The 25,290-nt window shown below is 72.0% G+C and carries 20 protein-coding genes; 12 read left to right on the forward strand and 8 right to left on the reverse strand.

Annotation, left to right across the window (positions count from 1 at the left end):
- Nucleotides 1-9 precede the first annotated feature (9 nt).
- Complete coding sequence (locus ACFW47_RS11955) at nucleotides 10-1,014, forward strand: DNA-3-methyladenine glycosylase family protein (protein WP_386288337.1); 1,005 nt, start codon at nucleotides 10-12, stop codon at nucleotides 1,012-1,014.
- 537 nt (nucleotides 1,015-1,551) lie between these two features.
- On the opposite strand, the gene ACFW47_RS11960 is transcribed toward ACFW47_RS11955, so the two are convergent.
- Nucleotides 1,552-2,634 carry a sugar phosphate nucleotidyltransferase gene (locus ACFW47_RS11960; protein WP_386288335.1) on the reverse strand — a complete coding sequence of 361 codons (1,083 nt, stop codon included), beginning with the start codon at nucleotides 2,632-2,634 and terminating at the stop codon, nucleotides 1,552-1,554.
- A gap of 103 nt (nucleotides 2,635-2,737) precedes the next feature.
- Nucleotides 2,738-4,018, reverse strand: coding sequence for an N-acetylmuramoyl-L-alanine amidase (locus tag ACFW47_RS11965; protein WP_386305689.1), 1,281 nt, complete (start codon nucleotides 4,016-4,018; stop codon nucleotides 2,738-2,740).
- Between the two features lie 139 nt (nucleotides 4,019-4,157).
- Here ACFW47_RS11965 and ACFW47_RS11970 point away from each other — a divergent pair, with 139 nt between their 5' ends.
- From ACFW47_RS11970 to ACFW47_RS11995, 6 genes are all read left to right on the forward strand, one after another.
- Nucleotides 4,158-4,922: a TIGR03089 family protein gene (locus ACFW47_RS11970; RefSeq protein WP_386288332.1), complete on the forward strand. Its 765-nt coding sequence runs from the start codon at nucleotides 4,158-4,160 to the stop codon at nucleotides 4,920-4,922.
- 224 nt (nucleotides 4,923-5,146) lie between these two features.
- Nucleotides 5,147-6,352 (forward strand): LCP family protein, encoded by a 1,206-nt coding sequence (locus ACFW47_RS11975; protein WP_386305691.1) that lies wholly within the window; start codon nucleotides 5,147-5,149, stop codon nucleotides 6,350-6,352.
- Between the two features lie 261 nt (nucleotides 6,353-6,613).
- Nucleotides 6,614-8,323, forward strand: a complete 1,710-nt coding sequence (locus ACFW47_RS11980; RefSeq protein ID WP_386288328.1) for an LCP family protein — start codon at nucleotides 6,614-6,616, stop codon at nucleotides 8,321-8,323.
- Nucleotides 8,324-8,464: 141 nt separating this feature from the next.
- Entirely contained in the window at nucleotides 8,465-10,084 is a 1,620-nt protein-coding gene (locus ACFW47_RS11985) for an LCP family protein (RefSeq protein ID WP_386305692.1), read from the forward strand.
- A gap of 206 nt (nucleotides 10,085-10,290) precedes the next feature.
- Nucleotides 10,291-12,048: an LCP family protein gene (locus ACFW47_RS11990; protein ID WP_386288324.1), complete on the forward strand. Its 1,758-nt coding sequence runs from the start codon at nucleotides 10,291-10,293 to the stop codon at nucleotides 12,046-12,048.
- Nucleotides 12,049-12,125: 77 nt separating this feature from the next.
- Nucleotides 12,126-13,739 (forward strand): LCP family protein, encoded by a 1,614-nt coding sequence (locus ACFW47_RS11995; RefSeq protein ID WP_386305694.1) that lies wholly within the window; start codon nucleotides 12,126-12,128, stop codon nucleotides 13,737-13,739.
- 6 nt (nucleotides 13,740-13,745) lie between these two features.
- On the opposite strand, the gene ACFW47_RS12000 is transcribed toward ACFW47_RS11995, so the two are convergent.
- The gene (locus tag ACFW47_RS12000; RefSeq protein ID WP_386305695.1) at nucleotides 13,746-14,792 is read right to left on the reverse strand and encodes a glycosyltransferase family 2 protein; all 1,047 of its coding nucleotides are present in this window, start codon (nucleotides 14,790-14,792) and stop codon (nucleotides 13,746-13,748) included.
- 274 nt (nucleotides 14,793-15,066) lie between these two features.
- Between ACFW47_RS12000 and ACFW47_RS12005 the strand changes: the two genes are divergently transcribed.
- Nucleotides 15,067-16,434, forward strand: a complete 1,368-nt coding sequence (locus ACFW47_RS12005; protein WP_386305696.1) for an LCP family protein — start codon at nucleotides 15,067-15,069, stop codon at nucleotides 16,432-16,434.
- A gap of 12 nt (nucleotides 16,435-16,446) precedes the next feature.
- On the opposite strand, the gene ACFW47_RS12010 is transcribed toward ACFW47_RS12005, so the two are convergent.
- A complete protein-coding gene (locus ACFW47_RS12010; RefSeq protein ID WP_386288316.1) occupies nucleotides 16,447-17,730 on the reverse strand; it encodes an LCP family protein in 1,284 nt (427 codons plus the stop codon).
- A gap of 119 nt (nucleotides 17,731-17,849) precedes the next feature.
- Between ACFW47_RS12010 and ACFW47_RS12015 the strand changes: the two genes are divergently transcribed.
- Nucleotides 17,850-18,416: an acyl-CoA thioesterase gene (locus ACFW47_RS12015; RefSeq protein ID WP_386288314.1), complete on the forward strand. Its 567-nt coding sequence runs from the start codon at nucleotides 17,850-17,852 to the stop codon at nucleotides 18,414-18,416.
- A 29-nt stretch (nucleotides 18,417-18,445) separates the two neighbouring features.
- Here the strand turns inward: ACFW47_RS12015 and ACFW47_RS12020 are convergent, their stop codons facing one another.
- A complete protein-coding gene (locus tag ACFW47_RS12020; RefSeq protein WP_386288312.1) occupies nucleotides 18,446-19,603 on the reverse strand; it encodes an acyl-CoA dehydrogenase in 1,158 nt (385 codons plus the stop codon).
- Between the two features lie 179 nt (nucleotides 19,604-19,782).
- Between ACFW47_RS12020 and ACFW47_RS12025 the strand changes: the two genes are divergently transcribed.
- Nucleotides 19,783-21,126 (forward strand): UDP-glucose dehydrogenase family protein, encoded by a 1,344-nt coding sequence (locus ACFW47_RS12025; RefSeq protein ID WP_386288311.1) that lies wholly within the window; start codon nucleotides 19,783-19,785, stop codon nucleotides 21,124-21,126.
- A 115-nt stretch (nucleotides 21,127-21,241) separates the two neighbouring features.
- Here the strand turns inward: ACFW47_RS12025 and ACFW47_RS12030 are convergent, their stop codons facing one another.
- Nucleotides 21,242-21,748, reverse strand: coding sequence for a CGNR zinc finger domain-containing protein (locus ACFW47_RS12030; RefSeq protein ID WP_386288309.1), 507 nt, complete (start codon nucleotides 21,746-21,748; stop codon nucleotides 21,242-21,244).
- Between the two features lie 110 nt (nucleotides 21,749-21,858).
- Here ACFW47_RS12030 and ACFW47_RS12035 point away from each other — a divergent pair, with 110 nt between their 5' ends.
- On the forward strand, nucleotides 21,859-22,230 hold the full coding sequence (locus tag ACFW47_RS12035) for a VOC family protein (protein ID WP_386288307.1): 372 nt from the start codon (nucleotides 21,859-21,861) through the stop codon (nucleotides 22,228-22,230).
- 29 nt (nucleotides 22,231-22,259) lie between these two features.
- Nucleotides 22,260-22,649, forward strand: coding sequence for a VOC family protein (locus ACFW47_RS12040; RefSeq protein WP_386288306.1), 390 nt, complete (start codon nucleotides 22,260-22,262; stop codon nucleotides 22,647-22,649).
- 17 nt (nucleotides 22,650-22,666) lie between these two features.
- Here ACFW47_RS12040 and ACFW47_RS12045 read toward each other — a convergent pair whose 3' ends face one another.
- Nucleotides 22,667-23,797 carry a dipeptidase gene (locus ACFW47_RS12045; RefSeq protein WP_386288304.1) on the reverse strand — a complete coding sequence of 377 codons (1,131 nt, stop codon included), beginning with the start codon at nucleotides 23,795-23,797 and terminating at the stop codon, nucleotides 22,667-22,669.
- 313 nt (nucleotides 23,798-24,110) lie between these two features.
- Nucleotides 24,111-25,289 carry a dipeptidase gene (locus ACFW47_RS12050; protein ID WP_386288302.1) on the reverse strand — a complete coding sequence of 393 codons (1,179 nt, stop codon included), beginning with the start codon at nucleotides 25,287-25,289 and terminating at the stop codon, nucleotides 24,111-24,113.
- Nucleotide 25,290 lies beyond the last annotated feature (1 nt).

Raw genomic sequence — 25,290 nt, forward strand, 5'->3', positions numbered from 1 at the left:
ACCTCTCTCGTGGCAGGACGTTTCGCTCCCCGCCCCACGCGCGCCACGGTGCGCGGCGGGGACACCGTCGCGCCCTCGCCCGCCGTGCCCCGGCAGGCCGCCGCACCGGGCAAGGCACGGGTGTGGGTGCCGGACGGGCCGCTGGAGCTGGGGCTGGTCCTCGGGCCGCTGCGGCGCGGGCCGGGCGACCCGACCTTCCGGACGATGCCGGACGGGTCGGTGTGGCGGGCCAGCCGGACGCCCGCCGGGCCCGGCACCCTGCGGGTCACCGCACGCGGCGGCGAGGTGCGGGGCGAGGCCTGGGGGCCGGGAGCGGAATGGCTGCTCGAACAGCTGCCGCGGCTCCTGGGCGCCGAGGACGACCCGTCCGCGTTCGTGCCGAGGCACAGGCTGCTGGCGCACACCGCGCACCGGCGTCCGGGGCTGCGGCTGACGCGGACCGGACTGGTCCTGGAGTCGCTGATCCCCTCGGTCCTGGAGCAGAAGGTCACGACGCTGGAGGCGTACCAGGCGTGGCGGCTGCTCGTACGGAAGTACGGTGAGCCGGCACCGGGGCCCGCGCCCGCGCGGATGTACGTCATGCCGGCGGCGCGGACGTGGGCGCTGATCCCGTCCTGGGAGTGGCACCTGGCCGGCGTCGACAACAAGCGGGCGTCGACGATCCTGCGGGCGGTGCGGGTCGCCGCGCGGCTGGAGGAAGCGGCCGGGATGGAGCCGGCGGCCGCGCAGGAGCGGCTGGAGATCGTGTCCGGGATCGGGCCGTGGACGTCCGCGGAGACCGTGCAGCGCAGTCACGGTGCGCCGGACGCGGTGACGGTGGGGGACCTGCACCTGCCGGGGATCGTGGGGTTCGCTCTGGGCGGGGACCGGTACGCGGACGACTCCGTCATGCTGCGGCTGCTGGAGCCGTATGCCGGGCAGCGGCATCGGGCGGCTCGGCTGGTGCTGCTGAGCGGGCGGGCACCGGGGCGGCGGGCGCCGCGGATGGCTCCGCGGGGTATTGAGCGGTTGTGACGGTAGGGGTCGGCGGGTGAGGTGGGGCGCGTCGACCGGGGTCTCCTTCGCACCCGGCGCGGGTGTGGGCGTCGGGGGTGGGTCGCGCGGCCCGGCGCCACGGGATGCCTCCCCCACTCTCGGCTTCGCTCACTCTCGGCTTCGCTCGGGCGGGAGGTGCCCCCACCGCCCGCCCGTGCCGCCCTGGGGGCACCTCTCCGGCCGTTCAGGCACTGGGGAGGCACGACTGCCCGCAGCCGGGGCGGGACGGCGCCCCGCAGCCGCGCACGCCGGCGCAGCACCCACGCGGCGGCTGCGCGCCCCCGCGCGGGCGGCTGTCCGCGTACGGCGGGAAGGAGACGTGTCGGGGGTGCCCGCCCGCAGCGGCTGGCGCCTCCGCGCCGTTCACTTCTGTGGCCGGCCGATTCCGCGCCGTTACGAGGACGGACACCCCCGGGCGCGGCCCCGACCCACAGCACAGCCGAACGCGCTACGCGCACCCCCACCCAACCCGCACAGGCCGCCGCAGGCACCCCGCCCCGCCCCACCGCCGGAGCCCTACGCGTCGGACGAGAAGCGCAGTGCCGCCGGCGGGATGTGGGCGTCGCACCAGATGCGGGCGCCGGAGCGGAGTTCGTTGTCGGCGCCGATGACCGCGCCGTCCCCGATGACCGTGTCCGTGAGGACCGAACGGGTGCCGACGCGGGCGCGCGTGCCGATGAGGGAGTCGGTGATGACCGCGCCGGGTTCGATGACCGCGCCCGGAAGGATCGTGCTGCCGAAGACGCGCGCCCCCTCCGCCACGAAGGCGCCCTCTCCGACCACCGTCCCGCCGGCCAGCTTGGCGTCCGGTGCCACCCGGGCCGTGGGCAGGACGAGGCGGTCCCCGCAGCGGCCCGGTATCGCCGGGGACGGGGCACGGCCCAGGACCAGGTCCGCCGAGCCGCGCACGAAGGCCGCCGGCGTGCCCAGGTCCAGCCAGTACGTGGAGTCGACCATGCCCTGGAGGTGCGCTCCGGTGGCGAGGAGTTCCGGGAAGGTCTCGCGTTCGACCGAGACGGGCCGCCCCGCCGGGATCGTGTCGATGACCGAGCGCCGGAAGACGTACGCGCCCGCGTTGATCTGGTCGGTGACGATCTCCTCGGGGGTCTGGGGCTTCTCCAGGAAGGCCAGCACCCGCCCCGTGTCGTCCGTCGGGACCAGGCCGTACGCCCTCGGGTCGGTCACCTGCGTCAGGTGCAGGGAGACGTCCGCGCCCGTCGTCTCGTGGGTGCGCACCAGCGCCCCGATGTCCAGGCCCGTCAGGATGTCGCCGTTGAAGATCAGCACCGGCTCCTCGGGGCCGGAGCGCAGCCGGGACGCCACGTTGCGGATCGCGCCGCCGGTGCCGAGCGGCTCCTCCTCGGTGACGTACTCGAGGTGGAGCCCCAGGGCCGAGCCGTCGCCGAAGTACGGCTCGAAGACCTCGGCCAGATAGCTCGTCGCGAGGACGATGTGCTCGACGCCCGCGGCCTTGGCCCGCGCCAGCTGGTGCGTGAGGAACGGCACCCCCGCCGCCCTGACCATGGGCTTGGGTGTGTGCACCGTCAGCGGACGCAGCCGCGTCCCCTTGCCCCCGACCAGGAGGATCGCTTCTGTCACCGTCGTCTCTGCTTCCTGCCGGGACCGGCCGAACTGTCTTTCGGCCGGCCAGTGTATGCAGACCGTTCCTCGGCGCCGTCGGTGGTCGTGCGGTGTGCCGCCCTCAGCGGCCCTGGTACTTCGCCGCCGTCGAGCGGGCCGTGCCGAGCTTGCCGTAGAGCTTCTTGCCTGGGCAGCTCGTGGCGAAGCCGTCACGGTGCCCGGAGATGACGTTCAGTCGTACCTTCTTACCTTTTCGGTAGAGATTGCCACCACCGGACTTCAGGTATGTCTTTCCGCGCGGATTCATCCCGGAGAGACCGAGCTTCCACGCGGTGAGCCGGGCGATCGCCTTCACGGCGGCGGACGACGGCTTCTTGGAGCTGTAGGTGCCGAGTACGGCGATGCCCATGCTGTTGGAGTTGAAGCCGTAGGTGTGCGCTCCGAGGACGGGCTTGCCCACTCCCCCGGCCCGTCCCTCGTAGATCTTTCCGCACTTGTCGATGAGGAAGTTGTAGCCGAGGTCACGCCAGCCCATGCTGTTGACGTGGTAGCGGTAGATACTGCGAATGACTGACGGGGCCTGCGAGCAGCGGTAGTTGTTGCCGGTGGCGGAGTGGTGCACGAAGGCCGCCTTCACCTTCTTCGTGTACACGAGCTTCTTCTCGCGCAACTTCTCGTCGGCGCCCCAGCCGCGGCGCGTGGTGATGCCGGGACGGGGGCCGGTGTACGGCTTGGCCCGCTGCCGCTCCGCCGGGATCTCGCGGGCGCCGAGCGGGGCGGGGCCGGCGGTGGTGGTGCGAGGGCCGTCCTCCGGCGCGGGCGGGGCTCCCCCGCCGGGGTCGACGAGTTCGAGGCGCATGCCGGTGGGCAGCGCGAAGGCCGTGTGCCGGGCCGATCCGGTGGTGTGCGAGGCGGTGCGGGCGGCCCCCGGCGCGCTGTCCGCCCGCACCCGGACCTCCACGCCGTCGGACTCGCCCACCCACAGCGGTGCGGTGGCGCCGCGGACGCGGCCCGAGGTGCTCTCGGGGGTGCCGGGGTCGGCGGCGTGGTCGGCGTTGTGGGTCTCCAACTCCTGCCACCCGGACCAGACGCCGGTGGCGGCGGCGCGGGTGCGGACCTGGACCTGGCCGTGCAGTTCGGTGGCCGGGTCGTCCCAGACGACGCCGACCATCGAGAAGTGCGGTACGCCCCGGCGGGGGACGCCTTGTTCGGCTGCGCCGGGGGCGCGGTCCCGGCCGAGGGGGGCGAGGGGCAGCGACTGGGTGCTGCCGGGGGCGTACGCCCCGGCCGGCGTCGCTCCTCGGTTCGCGGGGGTGGTTGCCGCCGACGCGGGCGGGGTGAGCGGAAGGGCCAGGGCCGCCGCACACGTGACACCGATCGAGGAAGCAAGGAATCCACGCATGCAAGGGATCGTGGTCATTCATGTACAAATCTGTCCAATGGTGAACTGACGGGCCGTAGGGTGTTTTCGCCCGATCCGGTGGCGGTGCGGTACGCCGTACGCTCGGTGCGCGGGGGCGGGCCCGCGTACCCTTGCGCGGATGAACGCGACCGATCGCACCCCTGCCGACCTGCTGAGTTCCGCGCTCGCCGCGGACCCGGGACGCCCGCTGGTGACCTTCTACGACGACGCCACCGGCGAACGCGTCGAACTGTCCGTGGCCACCTTCGCCAATTGGGTGGCCAAGACCGCGAATCTGCTCCAGGACGAACTGTCCGTCGAACCCGGCGACCGGGTCGCGCTGCTGCTGCCCGCGCACTGGCAGACGGCGGTGTGGCTGCTGGCGTGCGCGTCGGTGGGTGTGGTCGCCGACGTGGCGGGCGACGCCGCGGCGGCGGACGTCGTGGTGAGCGGGCCCGACCCGCAGTCGCTGGAGGCGGCGCGGGCGTGCTCGGGTCCCCGGATCGCGCTGGCGCTGCGGCCGCTCGGGGGGCGGTTCGCACCGGCCGTGCCGGAGGGCTTCGCCGATTACGCGGTGGAGGTGCCGGGGCAGGGGGACCGGTTCGCACCGTACGTGCCGGTGGATCCGGAGGCGCCCGCGCTGATCGTGGCCGGGCGGGAGTTCAGCGGGGCGGAGGTCGTGGAGCGGGCTCGGGCCGAGGCGTCGGGGCTGGGGCTGACGGGGCCGGGGGCGCGGATTCTGTCGGGGCTGCCGTACGACACGTGGGAGGGGTTGAGCGCGGGGTTGTACGGGCCGTTGGCGAGTGGGGGGTCGGTGGTGTTGTGCCGGCATCTGGAACGGGCGGGGGACGGGGTGCTGGACCAGCGGATCGAGGCGGAGCGGGTTTCGGCCACGGCTCGGTGAGGTGCCCGCCGGCGTCGGGGTGAGGCGGGGTGCGTGTCCGACGTCGGGCGGGCACCGGCGGGGGGCGCGCGGCCCGGCGCTGGCGGGGTGCCTTCCCCGGAGGGGGCGCCCCCGGCGCCCGCCCGTGCCATCCGCGGGGCCCCGTTCGGCGTAGCCCCGTTCCGTCTTCCGCGTCCGCTCGGGTCATGGTCGTAGGAGCGCACGTGTGCGGGACGGAGTAAGACGTGAGCGACGACGACGCGGGCACGCCCCTCGGTGACCCCGGGGCCGGTGCGGGGGCGTCCGCGACCGGGGACGGGCTGCGGCGGCGGCGTCGGAGGCGACGGCTGGGGTGGGCCGGGGCCGGGGTCGCCGTGCTGACCGCCGGCGCCGTGGGGGGCGGATGGGCCGTCTACGCCAAGCTGAGCGGCAACATCACCGCGGACGAGGCGGCGGCCGCCGAGCTCGCCCGGTACGAGAGGGAGCGGCCCACCGCGCTGGTCCGCGGCGCGCAGAACGTCCTGGTGATCGGGTCGGACACCCGTTCCGGCGAAGGCAACGCCCGTTACGGGCGCAACGACGGGACCGAACGGTCGGACACCACGATCCTGCTGCACCTGGCCGCGGGCCGGGACAGCGCCACCGCCGTCTCCCTCCCCCGCGACCTCATGGTGGACGTGCCCGGCTGCCGCCGCTCGGACGGGAAGCGCTCGGAGCCCGTGTTCGCCCAGTTCAACTACGCCTACGAGGTGGGCGGATCGGCGTGCACGGTCCGGACGGTCGAGAAGCTGACCGGCATCCGGATCGACCACCACGTGGTCGTCGACTTCGAGGGTTTCAAGGAGATGGTCGACGCGCTCGACGGCGTCGAGGTGTGCCTGCGCGAGCCGGTGAACGACGAGGCCGCCGAGCTGCGGCTGCCCGCGGGCCGGGTGACGCTCGACGGGGAGCAGGCCCTCGGCTACGTCCGGGCCCGCAAATCGCTCGGTGACGGCAGCGACACCGAGCGGATGGACCGGCAGCAGCGCTTTCTGGGCGCCCTCGTCAACAAGGTGCAGAGCAATGGCGTCCTGCTGAATCCCGTGAAGCTGTATCCCGTTCTCGACGCGGCCACTTCCTCGCTCACGACGGACCCCGATCTGGCGAACCTTCGTGGTCTGTACGACCTCGTACGGGGTCTCCGCGACATTCCCACCGGGCGCGTGCAATTCCTGACCGTGCCGCGGGAGTCGTACGCGGGTGACGCCAATCGCGACCAACTCGTGGAGCCGGACGCGGAGGAGTTGTTCACCCGCCTGCGGACGGACAAGCCCGTGGCGGTCGCGGCGGGGACCGACGGGGAGGCGTCGCCCGGCCCCCGGGAGCCAAGAGAATCCGGAGAATCCGGAACCGGCGATTCCCCGGCACCGACGTTCAGCGGGAACACCGCCGCCGAAGACATCTGCGAGTAAAACGCATTCCAGGACGGGACGAGCGGTACGCGGCACGAGCACGGAAGTGCGGACAGTTGTCCAATAAATGCGCCGGAATGCCCAGTTGTAAGGTTCGTGGAATGTGTCACGGGCGTCGCCCGGTGAGGAACGGTGAGGCTAATGTGATCGGGCCGGTGTGCCCGGCCACGAGGTGATGCCCGGGGCCGCGCACTCAGTGAGCCAGACCTGGCGCCTCGAGGGGAGGGCGCCGCGTGGCCCCGACGGAGGATTCGGACAACCGTGGACGCGCAAGGCCGTGGGCGGGCGGAAGACATTGACCCCGCAGACCAGTGGGTACTCAACCCGCGCACCGGTGAATACGAACTGCGACCACCCCCTTCCGCACCGGAGTCGAGAATCCCGGGCCCCCGCAGCGCAGCCCCCTCTCCCCCGTCCGCCCCGGGCCGTGAGGTCCCCCCTCCCCGCAGGCGCCGCTCGGCGCCCGAGGAGCCGCCTCCCGGACGGCGGGGACGGCGGCGTCCGGCGAAGAAGAAGTCGAAGGGCAGGAAGATCCTGCTGTGGACCGTCGGCACCATGGCGTTCGTGGTCCTCGCCACGGGCACGGCCGGGTACCTCTACCTGCAGCACCTCAACGACAACATCCAGTCGCTGCCCGACGACGGCGCCGGCACCGGAGGCTTCCGCAAGGACGAGGCGATCAACATCCTGCTGATCGGCACCGACAAGCGCACCGGCGCGGGCAACAAGGGCTACGGCGACGCGGGCAGCGCCGGGCACGCCGACACCACGATCCTGCTGCACGTCGCCGAGGACCGCTCCAACGCCACCGCCCTCAGCATCCCCCGCGACCTGATCGTCGACATCCCCGACTGCCCCACCACGCAGGAGGACGGGACGATGAAGGTCATCCCCGGGTCCACCGGCGTCCGATTCAACAACAGCCTCGGCCAGAGCGGACGTACGCCCAGCTGCACCATGCGCACCGTCACCGAGCTGACGGGAGTCACGCCCGACAACTTCATGGTGGCCGACTTCAACGCGGTCAAGACGCTGACCTCGGCGGTCGGCGGAGTCGAGGTGTGCCTGGCGAAGGACATCAACGACCCCGACTCGCACCTGAACCTGCCGAAGGGCAAGCACACCATCGAGGGCGAGGAGGCCCTGGCCTTCGTCCGCACCCGGCACTCCGTCGGCTTCGGCGGCGACCTGAGCCGCATCGAGATCCAGCAGCAGTTCCTCAGCTCGCTGATGCGCAAGCTCAAGTCCGACGACACCCTCACCAGCCCCTCGAAGATGGTGAAGCTGGCCGAGGCCGCGACCGAGGCGCTGACCGTCGACTCCAAGCTGGACGACATCGGCAGGCTGAAGGACCTCGGGCTGGAACTGGGCAAGCTCAACACCAAGAACCTGACCTTCGCCACGGTGCCGGTGCGCGACAACCCCGCCGAGACGGTCAAGGCGACGGTCGTCCTCCAGGAGGGGCCGGCCCAGCAGGTCTTCGACATGATCAAGAGCGACGTCTCCTTCACCGAGGTCAAGAAGAAGGAGTCGGAGAAGGAGAAGAAGGAGAAGGCCGCCGTCGCCGCCCGCCTGAAGGGCGAGAAGTCCGACCCCTCCGAGATCCGCGTCCGCATCCTCAACGGCGGCGCCCCCGACGGCAGCGCCTCGCAGGAACTGCGCTACCTCCAGAACGAGGCCGGCGTCACCAAGTCCGAGAACGCGGGCAACGCCGAGGCCGACATCGCCAGGACCACCCTGGAGTACGCCCCCGACCAGGCCGCGCAGGCCCGCGCCCTCGCCGAGATCCTCGGCCTGTCCGGCGCCGCCATGAAACCCGGCGAGAGCGTCACCAACGCCCAGGGCCTGCCCGCCATGACCCTCACCCTCGGCAAGGACTTCAAGGAGGCCGGAGCGAAGCTCGACGCGCCGGCCGAGGTTCCCGAGGGGGCCAACAAGTCCACGGCGGACAAGGTCGAGTGCGCGAAGTGACGTGACGGGCCCCGAGAGCGTCTGACAGTACGACAGTCCGTCGGCGCCGCCGTACAGCCAACGGAGCACCTCGTACGTCCAACTGTGCGCACGGAGAGGTCGCCGAGGCACGTTCGCGGGGACGAGGGTGGGAAGAGGGACATGACGCAGAGCAGTGTGCACGGGGAGCGGACACGACCGGGTGCCGCCCGGGGCGGCGGGGACTCCGGGGACGGCCCCGGCCCGGACAGGAGGGCCGGGAGGCGTCGCTCCGGCCGTCGGCACCGCGCGCTGCGATGGTCCGCGACAGTCCTCTCGGTGCTGATACTCGGCACGGCCGGCGCCGGATACCTCTATTACGAGCACCTGAACGGCAACATCCAGAAGGGCGAGCGCAGCAGCGGCGACTCCAAGGCGGACAAGCCCGAGCCGAACGCGGCCGGGCAGACGCCCCTGAACATCCTGCTGATCGGCTCCGACAGCCGCGCCTCCGACGCCAACGTGGCCCTGGGCGGCGGCCGGAACCACCGCGACAACCCGCCCCTGGGCGACGTGCAGATGCTCATCCACCTCTCCGCGGACCGCAAGAGCGCCGCCGTGGTGAGCATCCCCCGGGACACCAGGGTCGACATCCCCGCGTGCACGGACCCGAAGACCGGTGAGAAGTACCCGTCCACCAACGCCATCATCAACGAGACGCTGGGCCGCGGCGGCGCCGGGTGCACGCTGGCCACCTGGGAGAACCTCACCGGCGTCTACGTCGACCACTGGATGACGATCGACTTCGCGGGCGTGGTGGCGATGGCGGACGCCGTCGGCGGCGTCGAGGTCTGCGTCAACCAGAACGTGTGGGACCGCCCGCTGCCCGCCGTGCCCGGCGGTTCCGGGCTGAAGATGACGAAGGGCTCGCACAAGGTCAAGGGCGAGGAAGCGCTCCAGTGGCTGCGCACCCGGCACGCCTGGGGCAGCGACCTGCTGCGTGCCCGTGCGCAGCACATGTACATGAACTCGATGATCCGCACCCTGAAGGGGCAGAACGTCTTCACCGACACCGGCCGGCTGATGGACCTGGCCGAGGCCGCCACGAAGTCCCTGACGGTGTCGCGGGAGATCGGCACGGTCAAGGAGCTCTACGACCTGGGCATGCAGCTGAAAACCGTCCCCACGGACCGCATCACCATGACGACGATGCCCACCGTCGAGGACCCCCAGGACAAGAACCACCTGCTCCCGGCCGGTGACGCCGAGAAGATGTGGACGATGCTCCGCGAGGACGTGTCCTTCGACGACAGGGGCGGCGAGGACGCCGGGGACGAAGGCAGGAAGGGCGAGGGCAGGGGAGCCTCCGGGGAGGACCCGGCCGCCCCCGACGCGGAGATCGGCGTCCTCGTACAGAACGCCACCCGCTCCGCCGCTCTCGGCCCGGTCGGTGGCCGGGCGAGCGCGGTCGCCGAGGCGCTGGCGCGGAAGGGGTTCGCCAAGGCGGCCACGGACACCTCGGCCGCCCTCGCCGAGGAGAAGACCGTGGTCCGCTACCCGGGCCCGGAGACGGCGGGGGACGCGCGGCGCGTGGCCGAGGCACTGGGGATCCCGGCGGGTTCCGTGCGCAGGTCCGCGGACGTGTCGGGGATCACGCTCGTGGTGGGAGCCGACTGGCGCTCCGGCACGTCGTACCCGCGACAGGAGAAGCCCGAGGCCGGGGACCTGCCGGACAACAGCGACGCCCTCAACGGCTCGGACGCCGGTAAGTGCATGGATGTGTACGCGCCCTACCGATGGTAGGAACTCAGGAAAATAGGAGGGATTTGCCCGCTTGTAGGGATGGCGGGCGCGCCACCGGAGTAGTTCCACGCCGAACCGGGCGGATAGTGTGAGCGCTCCGGTGCCCCCGCCGCGAGGTCCGCCCTGGCGTCGTGCACATGTTGACCCTTTATCGTGCGCCTTCCGGCAGAAGGTGCCGCGTGGCCCCTACGGAGGATTGGGAGACCGTGGACGCGCAAGGACGTGGGCGGGCAGACGACGTCGACCCCGCAGACCAGTGGGTACTGAATCCGCGCACCGGTGAATACGAACTGCGACTGCCCCCTTCCGCACCGCAGTCACCCGTGCCGGGCCCTCGCAGGCCGGCCCCCCGCGACAGCGGCACTTCCTCCTCCGACGACGGCGGCACCACCGGCACGGCGGGCCGCACGGCCACGCCCGGCCGGGAGGTCCCGCCCCAGCGGCGACGCCGCTCGGCCCCCGAGGAGCCGGCGCCGGGGCGGCGCGGACGCCGTCCGGCGAAGAAGAAGCCGAAGGGCAGGAAGGCCCTGCTGTGGGGCGGCGGCGGCACCGCGTTCGTCGTCCTCGCGGCCGGTGTCGGCGGCTACCTCTACCTCAAGCACCTCGAGGGCAACGTCACGACGACGGACGTGGGCAGCGCCGGAAGCAGCAGCTTCAAGAAGGACGAAGCCTTCAACATCCTCATCATCGGCACCGACAAGCGCACCGGCGCGGGCAACGAGGGCTACGGCGACGCGGGCAGCGTCGGCCACGCCGACACCACGATCCTGCTGCACGTCGCCGAGGACCGCTCCAACGCGACCGCGCTCAGCATCCCCCGCGACCTGATCGTCGACATCCCCGACTGCGAGGTCACACAGGAGGACGGCTCGACGGAGATCGTCCCCGGGGAGCAGAACGTCCGTTTCAACCGGAGCCTCGGCGAGGACGGCCGCAACGCGGGCTGCACCATGCGCACGGTGACGGAGGCGACGGGCATCAAGCCCGACCACTTCATGATGGCCGACTTCAACGCGGTCAAGACGCTGACCACCGCCGTCGACGGCGTCGACGTCTGTGTGGAGCACGCCGTCGACGACCCGAAGTCCCACCTGAAGCTGCCCGCCGGTGAGTCCAGGGTCGAGGGCGAGCAGGCCCTCGCCTTCGTCCGCACCCGGCACGCCTTCGGCAACGAGGGCGACCTGGACCGCATCAAGGTCCAGCAGCAGTTCCTGGGCTCGCTGATGCGGAAGATGGCCTCCAGCGACACCCTCACCAGCCCCACCAAGCTGGTGAAGCTCGCCGAGGCCGCCACCAAGGCGCTGACCGTGGACAAGCCCATCGGCAACGTGGGCACGCTCAAGGACATCGCCCTGGAGCTGAAGAAGGTGCCGACGAAGAACATCACGTTCATGACGGTGCCGGTGGTCGACAACCCGGACGAGCCGAAGCCGGTGACGGTCGTCCTCGCGCCGGGCACCGCCGAACAGGTCTTCAACACGATCAGGAACGACATCTCCTTCACCGAGGTCGAGAAGAAGGAGAAGGCGGAGAAGAAGAAGGAGGCCGCCGCCGTCGCCGCCCGCCTGGAGGGCGAGAAGTCCGACCCCTCCGAAGTACGCGTCCGCATCCTCAACGGCGGCGCCCCGGCGGGCAGCGCCCAGCAGGAACTGAACTACCTCCAGACCACAGCCGGCGTCACCAAGTCCGAGAACGCCGGCAACGCCGACGCCGAGATCGCCAGGACCACCCTGGAATACGCCCCCGACCAGGCCGACCAGGCCCGCGCCCTCGCCGAGATCCTCGGCCTGTCCGGCGCCGCCATGAAACCCGGCGAGAGCGTCACCAACGCCCAGGGCCTGCCCACCATGACCCTCACCCTCGGCAAGGACTTCAAGGGCGCCGGTATCAAGCTCGACGCGACGTCCGTGAAGACGCCGGACGTGGACAAGACCACGGCCGACCAGAAGCTGTGCGCCAGTTGACCTGACGGGTCCGCCGTACGTCTCACAGGGCGGCGACGGGCCCGCGCGGGGGCGCGGGGGCGGGAGGGGACGCGGAGATGACGCGGAGCAGTGTGCAGGGGGAGGAAACGCGGCAGGGTGCGCCGGACGCCGCCGAGCGGCCCGGGGCAGCCGTCGACGAGGCCGGTGACGGGGGCGGCGACGCGGCCGGCAGACGCCGCAAGGGCCGGGGCCGCCGGGTGCTGCGCTGGACGGCCTTGACACTCGCCGTGCTCATAGTGGGCACGGCGGGCGCCGGTTACCTCTACTACGAGCACCTCAACAGCAACATCAGGAAGGACCCGCTGAACCTGGGCGACAACAAGGTCGCCGCGCCGACGCCGAACGCGGCCGGGCAGACCCCGCTGAACATCCTCGTGATCGGCTCCGACGCCCGGGACAGCGAGGAGAACCAGCAACTGGGCGGCGCCCGGGAGACGTTCGGCTCGACGCCGCTGGCGGACGTCCAGATGCTGGTGCACCTGTCCGCCGACCGCAGCAACATGTCGGTCGTCAGCATGCCCCGCGACACCCTCGTGCACATCCCCAAGTGCACCGACCCGGACGACGGGAAGGTCTACCCGGCGAGCGAGGGCCGGACGATGACCAACCAGAGCCTCGGCCACGGCGGTCCCGGCTGCACGGTCGCCACCTGGCAGGAGCTCACCGGCATCCACATCGACCACTTCGTCATGGTCGACTTCGCGGGCGTGGTGTCGATGGCGGACGCCGTCGGCGGCGTCCCGGTCTGCGTGGACGCCAATATCCACTCGCGCGACAGCAAGGGCCACGGCTCCGGCCTGAAACTGGAGAAGGGCACCCACCCGGTCAAGGGCGAGCAGGCCCTGCAGTGGCTGCGCACCCGCTACGGCTTCGAGGACGGCAGCGACCTCGCCCGGGCCAAAGCCCAGCACATGTACCTGAACTCGCTGGTCCGCACACTGCGCGAGAACGCCACCCTGAGCAGCCCGAACAAGCTGCGCAGGCTCGCCGAGGAGGCCACCCGGGCACTGACCGTCGACCCGGGCCTGGACACCGTCAAGAAGCTGTACGACCTCAGCAACGAACTGCGCAAGGTGGAGCCGGAGCGCATCACCATGACCACGATGCCCAACCGCTACGTGGGCGCCCGCGTGGAGCCCACCGAGGACGCCGAGAAGCTGTTCCGGCTGGTGCGCGAGGACATCGCGCTGGACGGCAGGGACGCGAAGCAGAAGGAGCCCTCGCAGGCGCCGAAGGAACCGGCCGACACCGCCGCACCCGACGGCGAGATCGCGGTCCAGGTCCGCAACGGCACCCGCACCGACACCCTCGCGGCGGCCCGCGGACGCGCGAACACGGTCGCCGGGCTGCTGGTGGAGCGGGGCTTCGGCCAGGCCGTCGCCGACCCTTCGGTGCTGCCCCGCGAGGAGCGCACCACCGTCCGCTACCCGAGCGCCGACCTCGAGGGCGACGCGCGGCGGGTCGCCAAGTCCCTCGGCATCCCGGCGGGTTCGGTGCAGCGGTCGACCGACGTCTCGGGCGTCACCCTCGTCGTCGGCGCCGACTGGCGCGAGGGCACGGCGTACGAGGCACCCGAGTCCGACAACACGGTCCCGGAGTCGGCCGAGGCGCTCAACGGCGCGGACGACAGCGCCTGCATGCACGTGAACCCGGCGTTCACCTGGTCCTGACGGACGTCACCGCGTCCCGGCGGCGTCCGCGTCCGGCTGGACCGCCGGGCGCCGCGAGGCGATGACCTTCCTGGCCAGCGACTTGGGGCTGGTCAGGAAACCCCAGCCCCAGGACATGTGCATGGTCGCCAGCGCGACGGGGATCTGCGCCCGCGCCTTCAGCCCCAGCCCCTTGCCGGCCGGGAGCGACCCGGCGACGATCGCGGCCAGGTAGCCGCCGGGGACGACGAAGCCCCACGGCGTCAGCGCCGCGCCCACCACGACACCGGCGGCGATCGCGCACACGGCGGTCGGCGGGGCGAGGTAGCGCAGGTTGATGGAGCCGGCGTGGTAGCGGGCGACGACGTGCCGCCAGCGGCCGTAGTCCTTGTACTGCTTGGCCAGTGCCCGCACGGACGGGCGGGGCCGGTAGGAGACCCGCAGCTCGGGCGAGAACCAGATCAGACCGCCGGCCTCGCGGATGCGGAAGTTCAGCTCCCAGTCCTGGGCGCGGATGAACTCCTCGTTGTACCCGCCCTGCTGCTCCAGCGCCTCGCGGCGGAAGACACCCAGGTACACCGTCTCGGCCGGGGCGGCCTCGCCGCCCGTGTGGAAGGCGGCGTTGCCCACGCCGATCTTCGACGTCATCGCGGCGGCGACGGCGTCCTCCCAGGCGTTCTCGCCCTCGGCGTGCATGATGCCGCCCACGTTCTGCGCGCCGGTCTCCTCCAGGAGCCGTACGGCCGTGGCGATGTAGTTCGGCGACAGCATGCCGTGGCCGTCGACACGCACGACGACCGGATGGCGGGACGCCTTGATCGCGGCGTTCAGCGCGGCGGGGGTGCGGCCGGTGGGGTTGGGCACGGTGTGGACGCGGGGGTCCTCGGCGACGAGTTCGGCGGCGATCTCGTCCGTGCGGTCCGTCGAGGGACCGAGGGCGATCACGACCTCCATCTCGCCGGCGTACTCCTGGGCGAGGATGGCGCGGACGGAGCCGCGCAGGTGCCGTTCCTCGTTGAGGACGGGCATGATCACGGAAACGGCGGGCAGCCGCACGTCGGACTTGGCGTTCATCGGTGCTCACGTTACCGCGAACGGGGGACACGGGTGCGCGCCGCGGGGGTCGCAGCCCCGGGCCGCAGATCGTATGGGCCTACGGTGCTCACGGATCGCACGTCCGGCCGCACGGCCCGTCCCCCGCGGAGGTGTCACCTTGCCCACGCCGCCCCGCTCCCCCCGGGTCCCGGCCGCCACGTCCCGGGGCGTCCCTCCGCCGCAGCGCGGAGCCTCCAGGCGCCCGCCCCGGCCCCCCGTACGGCGCAGGCGGCCGCGCTGGGCCACGCGGGCGGTGACCGCGCTGTCGGTGGTGGTGCTCGCCTCCGCCGGGATCGGGCACGCGGTGCTCTCCGGCCTGGACTCGGACATCACGCGGGTCGACGCCTTCAAGGACATGAAGAACCGGCCGCGGGCCGGCGACGGCATGAACGTCCTGCTGGTCGGCACCGACGGCCGCGACCGGATCAGCGAGGAGCAGCGCCAGAAGTACCGGCTGGGCGGGGCCCCCTGCCACTGCACCGACACGATCATGATCGTGCACATCTCGGAGGACCGGGAGCGCGCCAGCGTGGTCAGCCTGCCGCGCGACTCCTACGCCGAGACGCCCGACCACACCGACCGCACCACCGGCGAACAGCACAAGGGTCACCCGGTGAAGCTGAACGCCGCCTACGCCGAGGGCGGCCCGCAGCTGACCATCCGCACGGTGGAGAAGATGACCCGGGTGAAGATCGACCACTACCTGGAGGTCGACTTCACCAGTTTCATGAGGACCGTGGACGTGCTGGGCGGCGTACAGATCTGCACCGCCGAGCCGCTCAAGGACAGCCACACCGGGCTCGACCTGCCGGCCGGCACGCACACGCTGATGGGCGGGCAGGCGCTGCAGTACGTCCGCGCCCGGCACCTCGACGGGGCCTCCGACCTGAGCCGGATGAAGCGCCAGCAGCGTTTCCTGGCCGCCCTGATCGACCGGGCGACGTCCTCGGGGCTGCTGCTGAACCCGCTGAAGTTCCGGGATGTCACCCAGGCGGTGCTGGGCTCGGTGCGGGCCGACAAGGGCTTCGGCACCGACGAGATGCTGGCGCTGGGGCGGGCGATGCGGAACTTCTCGCCGTCGTCGTCCGAGTTCACCACCGTGCCGATCGGGCAGATGGGCTTCGCCGTCAAGGGCGTCGGCTCGACCCTGAAGTGGGACCCCGCCGAGTCCGAGCGGATCTTCGACGCACTGCGCGAGGACGAGCCGCTGGCCGAGCCGAAGCCGAAGCCGAAGGGCCCGGCGCCGGTCCGGGTCCCGGTGGACCCGAAGCAGATCCGGGTCCAGGTGGAGAACGGCACCCGCACCCCGGGGCTCGGCAAGCGGGTGGACGACGCGCTGGCCGCGACCGGCTTCCGCACCACCAAGGTGCCCAGGAACGCCACCGACCGCGCGGTCGAGCGGACCGTCGTCGCCTTCGACCCCCGCTGGGACCGCTCGGCGAAGTCGCTGGCCGCCGCGCTGCCCGGCAGCGAACTGCGGCCGGTCAAGGGTCAGGGCCCGATGCTGAAGGTGATCGCGGGCGCCGGCTTCGAGGAGGTCGTGAAGGTGAAGCCGGCGGACCCGCCGCGCGAGCCGGGCACGGTGGTGCGGGGCGACGAGGTGGTCTGCGGGAAGCGGTGACCGGTGGCGGGCTCAGTTGCCCGTCACGGTGACCTTCTCGTCGTTCTTCAGCTGCTCGACCAGCTTCTTCACCTTGGCGTCGTCCCACTTGAGGTTTCCGCCGACGCTGCCCGAGACCGGCATGTTCATCGACGTGCCGTCGCCGCCGCTGACGCTCTTCATCGCCCAGAACATGCTCGCCAGGTCGAACAGGCCCATCTCCTTGTCGACGATCAGGGAGTCCAGGCCGGCGCCCATCGTCGGGTACAGCTTGAAGGGGTTGAGGACGGTCGACGGGGTGGCCACCTGATTGGCCAGCGCCGACAGGAACTTCTGCTGGTTCTTCGTGCGGTCCAGGTCGGAGCCGGCCAGCGCGTACCGGGTACGGACGAAGGCTAGGGCCTCCTCGCCGTTCAGGGTCTGCTTGCCCTTCTGGAAGTCGGCGCCGGACTTCGGGTCCTTGATGTCCTGCGGGATGTCCATCTCGACGCCGCCGACCGAGTCCACGATGTTCGCGAAGCCGGCGAAGCCGATCTCGACGTAGTGGTCCAGGCGCAGCCCGGTGTTGTACTCGATGGTGCGCACCAGCAGCTCGGGGCCGTCCTCCGCGTACGCGGCGTTCAGCTTCACGTGCCGGCCGGTGCCCTTGTACGTCTTGCCGGACTCGGAGCCGACGAAGCTCGGGATCTCCACGTCCGAGTCACGGGGCAGGGAGATCAGCGTCGACCCGTTGTCCCCGGTGTGCAGGATCATCATCGAGTCGGTGCGCTTGCCCTCGGCGGAACCGGTGTGCAGGTCCTTCTTCTGCTCGTCGGTCATGCCCTCGCGGCTGTCGGAGCCGACGATCAGGTAGTTGGTGCCCTCGCCGGCCTCGGGCCGCTCGATGACCTTCGAGAGGTCGACCTCGCGGTTGAGCTTGGAGTCGGCCCAGAAGTAGGTGCCGACCGTGGTCACGACCAGCGCGGTCACCACGGTGATCGCGGTCCACTTGATCCGCCGCCGCCAGTCGGGCGCGGGCCGGCCCTGGCCCTGGCGCGGGCCCGGACCGGCGGGGCCACGACCGCCGGGGCTGCCGTAGACCTGGCCGGTGTTGTAGCCGCTGTCGTAGCCCCCGTGGCCCTGACCGTCGACGTACGACGGCTGCTGCGGCACCCCGGCGCCGTACGGCGGGGCCGACGGGCCCGGGCCGGACGGCGGCGGCGCGCCGCGACGGACCTGACGCATCACACGGGCGCTCTCGGGCCGCGCGCTCGCGCTGCCGCGTCCGTACCCGCCGCCGCGGTTGTCACCGGACCATCCCTCGGGCCAATCATTCATGCGCACCAGTGTGCAGGTCCGCCCTGAGCGCCATACAAGGGTCGTCGGAAAATAGGGGCGGCGCTGTTGCGAAGCTGACACAAATCACGCGCCTGTCGTCCCGGCATAAGGTGGAGGCCATGACAGACCAGGCAGAACAGGCCTCGGCCGCGCGGTCGGCGACTCCGGAGATCCCGGGCAAGCCGACCTCGGCGTCCCGCACCACCCTGAGCCACATCATGACCCACAGCGACACCAACCTCCTGGGCACGGTCCACGGTGGCGTGATCATGAAACTGGTGGACGACGCGGCGGGTGCCGTGGCCGGACGGCACTCCGGCGGCCCCGCCGTCACCGCGTCCATGGACGAGATGGCCTTCCTCGAACCGGTCCGCGTCGGCGACCTCGTCCATGTGAAGGCCCAGGTCAACTGGACCGGCCGCAGCTCGATGGAGGTCGGCGTACGGGTCCTGGCCGAGCGCTGGAACGAGTCCACGCCCGCCACCCAGGTCGGCTCGGCCTACCTGGTCTTCGCCGCGGTGGACGCCGACGGCAAGCCCCGCACGGTCCCGCCGGTCATCCCCGAGACCGAGAAGGACAAGCGCCGCTACCAGGAGGCCCAGATCCGCCGCACCCACCGCCTGGCCCGCCGCCGCGCGATCATGGAGCTGCGGGAGCGGCGGGTGGCGGAGGGGTACGAGGACTGAGCCTCCCGGACGTCCGGCGCGCGTGCCGGTTACGGCAGGTTGCGCGCCATGACGATGCGCTGGACCTGGTTGGTGCCCTCGTAGATCTGCGTGATCTTGGCGTCGCGCATCATGCGCTCCACCGGGTAGTCACGGGTGTAGCCGTAGCCGCCGAGGAGCTGGACGGCGTCCGTGGTGACCTCCATGGCCACGTCGGAGGCGAAGCACTTGGCGGCGGCGCCCTGGAAGGTCAGGTCGCTGTCGCCGCGCTCCGACTTGGCGGCCGCCGCGTAGGTGAGCTGGCGGGCGGCCTCGATCTTCATGGCCATGTCGGCGAGCATGAACTGGATGCCCTGGAAGTCGGCGATCGGCTTGCCGAACTGCTTGCGCTCCTGGACGTAGCCCTTGGCGTAGTCGAGGGCGCCCTGGGCGATGCCGAGGGCCTGGGCGGCGATGGTGATGCGGGTGTGGTCCAGCGTCTTCATGGCCGTCGCGAAGCCGGTGCCCTCCTCACCGATCATGCGATCGGCGGGGATGCGGACGTTGTCGAGGTAGACCTCGCGGGTCGGCGAGCCCTTGATGCCGAGCTTCTTCTCCGGGGCACCGAAGGAGACGCCCTCGTCGGACTTCTCGACGACGAAGGCGGAGATGCCCTTGGAGCGCTTGGCGGGGTCGGTGACGGCCATCACCGTGTAGTACTCGCTGACGCCGGCGTTGGTGATCCAGCGCTTGACGCCGTTGAGGATCCAGTGGTCGCCGTCGCGGACGGCCTTGGTCTTCATGCCGGCCGCGTCGGAGCCCGCGTCGGGCTCGGAGAGGCAGTAGGAGAACATGCCGTCGCCCTTGGCGAGCGGGGTCATGTACCTCTTCTTCAGCTCCTCGGAGCCGGAGAGGATCACCGGCAGCGAGCCGAGCTTGTTCACGGCGGGGATGAGGGAGGAGCTGGCGCAGGCGCGGGCGACCTCCTCGATGACGAGCACGGTGGCGAGGGCGTCGGCGCCCGCGCCGCCGTACTCCTCGGGGACGTGGACCGCGTGGAGGTCGTTCGCGGTCAGGGCGTCGAGCGCCTCCTGCGGGAAGCGGGCCTCCTCGTCCACCGCGGCGGCGTACGGCGCGATCTTCGCCTCGGCCAGGGAGCGGACGGCGTCGCGGAGCATGTCGTGCTCCTCGGACGGGCGGTACAGGTCGAAGTCAGCCGATCCGGCCAAGGTCTCTCACGCTCCAAAACGCTGTGATGCTGGGCACGCTAACTACCGTTAAGTAACCCAAATTTTAGAGCCTGCCCCGGTTCGTGGATAGGTGAGCTTGACGACAGCCGGCCGCGAGGCTTTCCCGGCGCCCCGGATATGCTCGGGCGCGCACCCCACGCCGTACGTCTGGAGCACCCATGGCCCTCAGGATCACCGTGATCGGCACCGGTTATCTCGGCGCCACCCATGCGGCGGCCATGGCCGAGCTCGGTTTCGAGGTGCTGGGCCTGGACGTGGTGCCGGAGAAGATCGAGATGCTCCAGCGGGGCGCGGTCCCGATGTACGAACCGGGGCTGGAGGAGCTGCTGGGCAAGCACGTCGCCGGGATCGAGGGGTCCAGCGGCAGGCTGCGCTTCACCACCGACTTCGCCGAGGCCGCGGCCTTCGGGGACGTGCACTTCCTGTGTGTGAACACGCCGCAGAAGCACGGCGAGTACGCCTGTGACATGTCGTACGTCGAATCCGCGCTGGCGTCGCTGGCTCCGCACCTGACAAAGCCCGCGCTGGTCGTCGGCAAGTCCACCGTGCCCGTGGGTTCCGCCGACCGGCTGGCCGCCTACCTCGCCGAGCACGCCCCGGCCGGTGACGGGGCCGAGCTGGCCTGGAACCCGGAGTTCCTGCGTGAGGGCTTCGCCGTGCAGGACACGCTGCACCCGGACCGGATCGTGGTCGGCGTGCGCAGCGAGCGGGCGGAGCGGCTGCTGCGCGAGGTGTACGCGACGCCGGTCGCGGAGGGTTCGCCCTTCGTCGTCACCGACTTCCCCACGGCCGAGCTGGTGAAGACCTCCGCCAACTCCTTCCTCGCCACCAAGATCTCCTTCATCAACGCGATGGCGGAGGTGTGCGAGGCGGCCGACGGCGACGTCGCCAAGCTGGCGGAGGCGATCGGCTACGACGACCGGATCGGGAAGAAGTTCCTGCGGGCCGGGATCGGCTTCGGCGGCGGCTGTCTGCCCAAGGACATCCGGGCGTTCATGGCGCGCGCCGGTGAGCTGGGCGCCGACCAGGCGCTGACCTTCCTGCGCGAGATCGACTCGATCAACATGCGCCAGCGCGGCCAGATGGTGGAGCTGACCCGGCAGGCGCTGGGCGGCGGCCCGTTCCTGGGCAAGCGGGTCGCGGTGCTCGGCGCCACCTTCAAGCCCGACTCGGACGACGTCCGGGACTCCCCCGCGCTGAACGTGGCCGGGCAGGTCCACCTCCAGGGCGCGCAGGTGACGGTGTACGACCCGAAGGGCATGGACAACGCCCGGCGGCTGTTTCCGACGCTCGGGTACGCCGACTCCGCGCTGGAGGCGGTGCGGGGCGCCGACGTCGTCCTGCACCTCACCGAGTGGCGGGAGTTCCGCGAGCTGGACCCTCAGGTGCTGGGCGAGGCCGTGGCGGCCCGGGTGCTCCTGGACGGGCGCAACGCCCTGGACCCGGTGGCCTGGCGCAAGGCCGGGTGGACGTACCGGGCGATGGGCCGTCCGACGGCCTGACCGCCACGTGCCGTGAAGGGTGACGCCGGTTCGGCAGAGGCTCAGTCGGCCGAACCGGCGTCGTGGGCATTCTGCCCCAGGGGGCGGCCTCGCGGCCGGTGCATCGCTTCGTTCCTCACGTCCCCTTGGCCCGGTACCGGCGCATCTTGGCGCGGGCCCCGCACACCTGCATCGAGCACCAGCGGCCGCGTCCCGCCGGGCTGCGGTCGTAGTACGCCCAGTGGCAGTCGACGGCCTCGCACGCCTTGAGCCTGGCCCACGTCCCCGCGACCAGTGCCTCGGCGACGGCGACGGCGACGCGGGCGGTCAGGGAGCCGTCGCGGACCGCGGCGAGGGCGGCGGCGCCGTCGGCCGGGTCGACCGTCACCACCAGCGGGGCGGCGGCCAGCAGCTCGCCGAGCGGGGTCACCGCGCGGTGCGGCGGGTGGCCGGCGTGGGCGAGCAGGACCGCGCGCAGGGACTCGCGCAGCTCCCGGGCCCGGGGCGCGTCGTCCTCCGTGAGACCGAAACGCGCCCGGCCCTCCGGTGTGTCCAGCGAGTCGACGCCGGTCTCGAGGTCGATCGTGTTCACCAGCTTCTCGACCAGATCCAAGCCCCCCGGTGCGGGCGATCTGTCATTCATGCTTGCGACGTTACCGCCAATAGGGGAGCATGGAGTAACCGTTACCGGCTACCCGGCCCTTACAGGTAACCGCGCGGTCGACACGGACCGCGGACTTCAAGGAGGAAGTCATGGCTGTCGCCGAACTGGGCGTCGTCGTCCTGGACTGTCCCGACCCCCACGCCCTGGCCCGCTTCTACGCCGACGTCCTCGGCGGCACCGTCGAGGACAAGAGCGACGGCCAGGACGAGTGGGTCGACCTGAACCTGCCCGGCGGACGGACGCTGGCCTTCCAGGGCGCCCCCGAGTACGTACCGCCGAAGTGGCCCGGCCCCGACGGGGCACAGCAGTTCCACCTCGACCTCGACGTGAAGGACCTGGACGCGGCGGAGAAGGCCGTGCTGGAGCTGGGCGCGAGGCCGCTGGACGCGGAGGACCGCTCCCGCTCCTTCCGGGTTTACGCGGACCCGGCCGGGCACCCGTTCTGCCTCTGCGCCTGCTGAAGCCGGCCGACATCACCGGGAGGAACCCGATGGCACCCGTGGCACATTTCCGCTCCGTCGTCGTCGACTGCACCGAGCCGGCCGAGCTGGCCCGTTTCTACGCCCGGGTCGGAGGCGGCACACCCGACGAGCGGGACCCGGACTGGGTGGTGCTCCAGGTGCCGGGCGGGCCGCGGCTGTCCTTCCAGCGGGTCGCGGAGCTCACCCCTCCGGAGTGGCCGCGCTCCGACCGCAACGCCCAGCAGCTCCACCTGGACTTCGACGGCGGGGCGACCTGGGAGGAGATGGACGCGGCGCACGAGAAGGTGCTCGCGCTCGGTGCCCGGCCCCTCGACCTGGAGGACCGGGAGAGGAAGGACTTCATGGTGTACGCCGATCCGGCGGGGCATCCGTTCTGCCTGTGCCGGATCGAGCACTGAGTCAGCCTTCCGCCGGGTCAGCCGTCGAGGTCGGCGATCGTCGCCGTCGACGGCTGACGGCGCAGCTGGGCCGCGCGGGCGGTGAAGGCCGCACTGCGGAGCATGCGCTGGACGTTTCCCCAGGTCAGCATGGCTACGTCCGCCTCGTCCCAGCCCCGGCGCAGCAGCTCGGCGATGAGCCGCGGGTAGCAGGAGGCGTCGCCCAGTTCCAGCGGGTGCGCCGTGCCCGCGTCGTAGGTGCCGGACAGGCCGACGCTCTGCGGGCCGGCCACCGAGCGGACGTGGTCGAGGTGGTCGGCGACGTCCCGGACGGTCGGGCCGGTCTGCTCGGCGGTGAGCGGCACCATGCACAGGCCCCCGGCCGCGCCCAGCTCCACCAGCAGGTCGTCGGGGAGGTTGGCGGGGTGCGGACGCAGGGCACGGGCGGCGGAGCGGGTGCACAGCGCGGGCGCCTTGGAGACGGCGAAGGTGCGGCGGACGGTCTCGGGCGAGGCGCCGGAGAGGTCGGCGATCACCCCGAGCCGGTTCATCTCGCGGACGACCTCCTCGCCGAACCGGGTCAGCCCCGCCTCGCTCGCCCAGGACGCGCCGGTGAGGGTGAGCACGCGCAGGCCGAGGGCGTGCAGTGAGCGCAGGATGCCGAGGCAGTCGCCGATGGCGGCGGCACCCGCGGGGCCCGGCAGCACGGCGACCCGGCCGCAGTTGCGGGCGTCGATGGCCTGCCCGGCGTCGTAGGCGAGGCGCAGGCCCTCCGGGTGGGCGCGCACGACCGTCTTGATCAGGTCCAGCTGCTCCAGGGTCGCGCCGACGGCCCGGTCGCCGTCGATGGCGTCGGGCAGGTGCAGCGACCAGAACAGCGCGCCCACGTGCCCCTCGCGCAGCCGCGGCACATCGGTGTCGACGGCGGTCTCGCCCAGTTCCAGGTCGTACCAGGGCAGGTGCTTGAGCGCCCAGGGCAGACCGCTGTAGCCGTCGGCGACGGGGTGGGCGGCCAGCACCGCGCGGGCCCGGGACAGCGGCTCGTCGCCCGGGTCGGACACGGGCGCGTAGGGCTCCGGGGGAAAGACCTCGGCGGCGGACGACACGGGCAGGTCGTCGAGCCCGGCGGCCTCGGTGCTGGTGTGCAGGTCGTCCTGGAGGTCTGCCATGGCGGGCTCCGTACGGTCGTCGTGCGTTACGGTCACCGTCGCACGGAGCGGTACGGGCTTCCTGGTGGGTGGGGCGTTCGGGGGTACGGTGCTCGGCCTCGGACCGCGTCGACGGCCTCGTCCGGGGTGGCCCGGGAGCGGAACGGGCCGGTGATCGTCCGGTGGACGTGAGCACGTCCGGCGGTGAGGTCGGCGCAGCGAGCGCTCGCCGGCGCCCGTGCGCCCGCGCCCACCCCGGTGCGGGACCGCTCCTCCGCATACGGGGGCGGGGCGGCCGGCTGCGCCGGCGGCCCCGCCCCCGATGGGAGACGGCTCAGCCGTCCAGTTCCTCCAACGACGCGTTGGACGGTCCCCGCGTCGTCTGGAGCCCGCGGGCCACGTCCTCCGCGTCGCCCAGCACCCGGACCGCGTTCTTCCAGGTCAGCTTGGCCAGGTCGGCCCGGGACCAGCCGCGGTCGAGGAGTTCGGCGATCAGGTTCGGGTAGCCCGAGACGTCGCCGAGGCCGTCCGGGGTGAAGGGCGTGCCGTCGTAGTCGCCGCCGATGCCGAGGTGGTCGACGCCCGCGACCTCGCGCATGTGGTCGAGGTGGTCGGCGACCGTGGAGACGGTGGCGACGGGGCGCGGGACGCGCTCCTCGAAGGCGGCGTGTACCTTCATCGCCTCGGGGCTGCCGTCCAGATGGTGGAAGCCGTGCGCCCGCATGTTGTCGTCGGCCTCGGCCGTCCAGTCCACGGCGGCCTGGAGCACGAACTTCGGCACGAACGTCACCATCGCCATGCCGCCGTTGGCCGGCAGCCGCTCCAGCACGTCGTCCGGGATGTTGCGCGGGTGGTCGCAGACGGCGCGGGAGGAGGAGTGGGAGAAGATCACCGGCGCGGTGGAGGTGTCCAGCGCGTCGCGCATCGTCGTCGCCGCCACGTGCGAGAGGTCGACGAGCATGCCCTCGCGGTTCATCTCCCGCACGACCTCGCGGCCGAAGGCCGACAGGCCGCCGACGCCTGGCTCGTCGGTCGCCGAGTCCGCCCACGCCACGTTGTCGTTGTGAGTGAGGGTCATGTAGCGCACGCCGAGCGCGTACAGGGCGCGCAGGGTGGCCAGCGAGTTGTCGACGGAGTGGCCGCCCTCGGCGCCCATGAGGGACGCGATACGGCCCTCGGCGCGGGCGGCCTCCATGTCGGCGGCGGTCAGCGCGGCACGCAGCTCCCCCGGGTGCCGGTCGATCAGCCGCCGTACGCAGTCGATCTGCTCCAGCGTCGCCGTCACCGCGCCGGGCAGGTCCGAGCGGACGTACACCGACCAGTACTGCGCGCCGACGCCGCCGGCCCGCAGCCGGGCCAGGTCGGTGTGCAGGTGGGCGGACTGGTCGGCGGCGATGTCCCGGGCGTCGAGGTCGTAGCGGACCTGCTCGCGAAGCGCCCAGGGCAGGTCGTTGTGGCCGTCGACGACGGGGAACTCGCGCAGCAGCTCCCGGGCCTGGTCGAGGGAGGTCATC

The organism is Streptomyces sp. NPDC058796, assembly GCF_042745235.1.
In the GTDB taxonomy this organism is placed as follows: Bacteria; Actinomycetota; Actinomycetes; order Streptomycetales; family Streptomycetaceae; genus Streptomyces.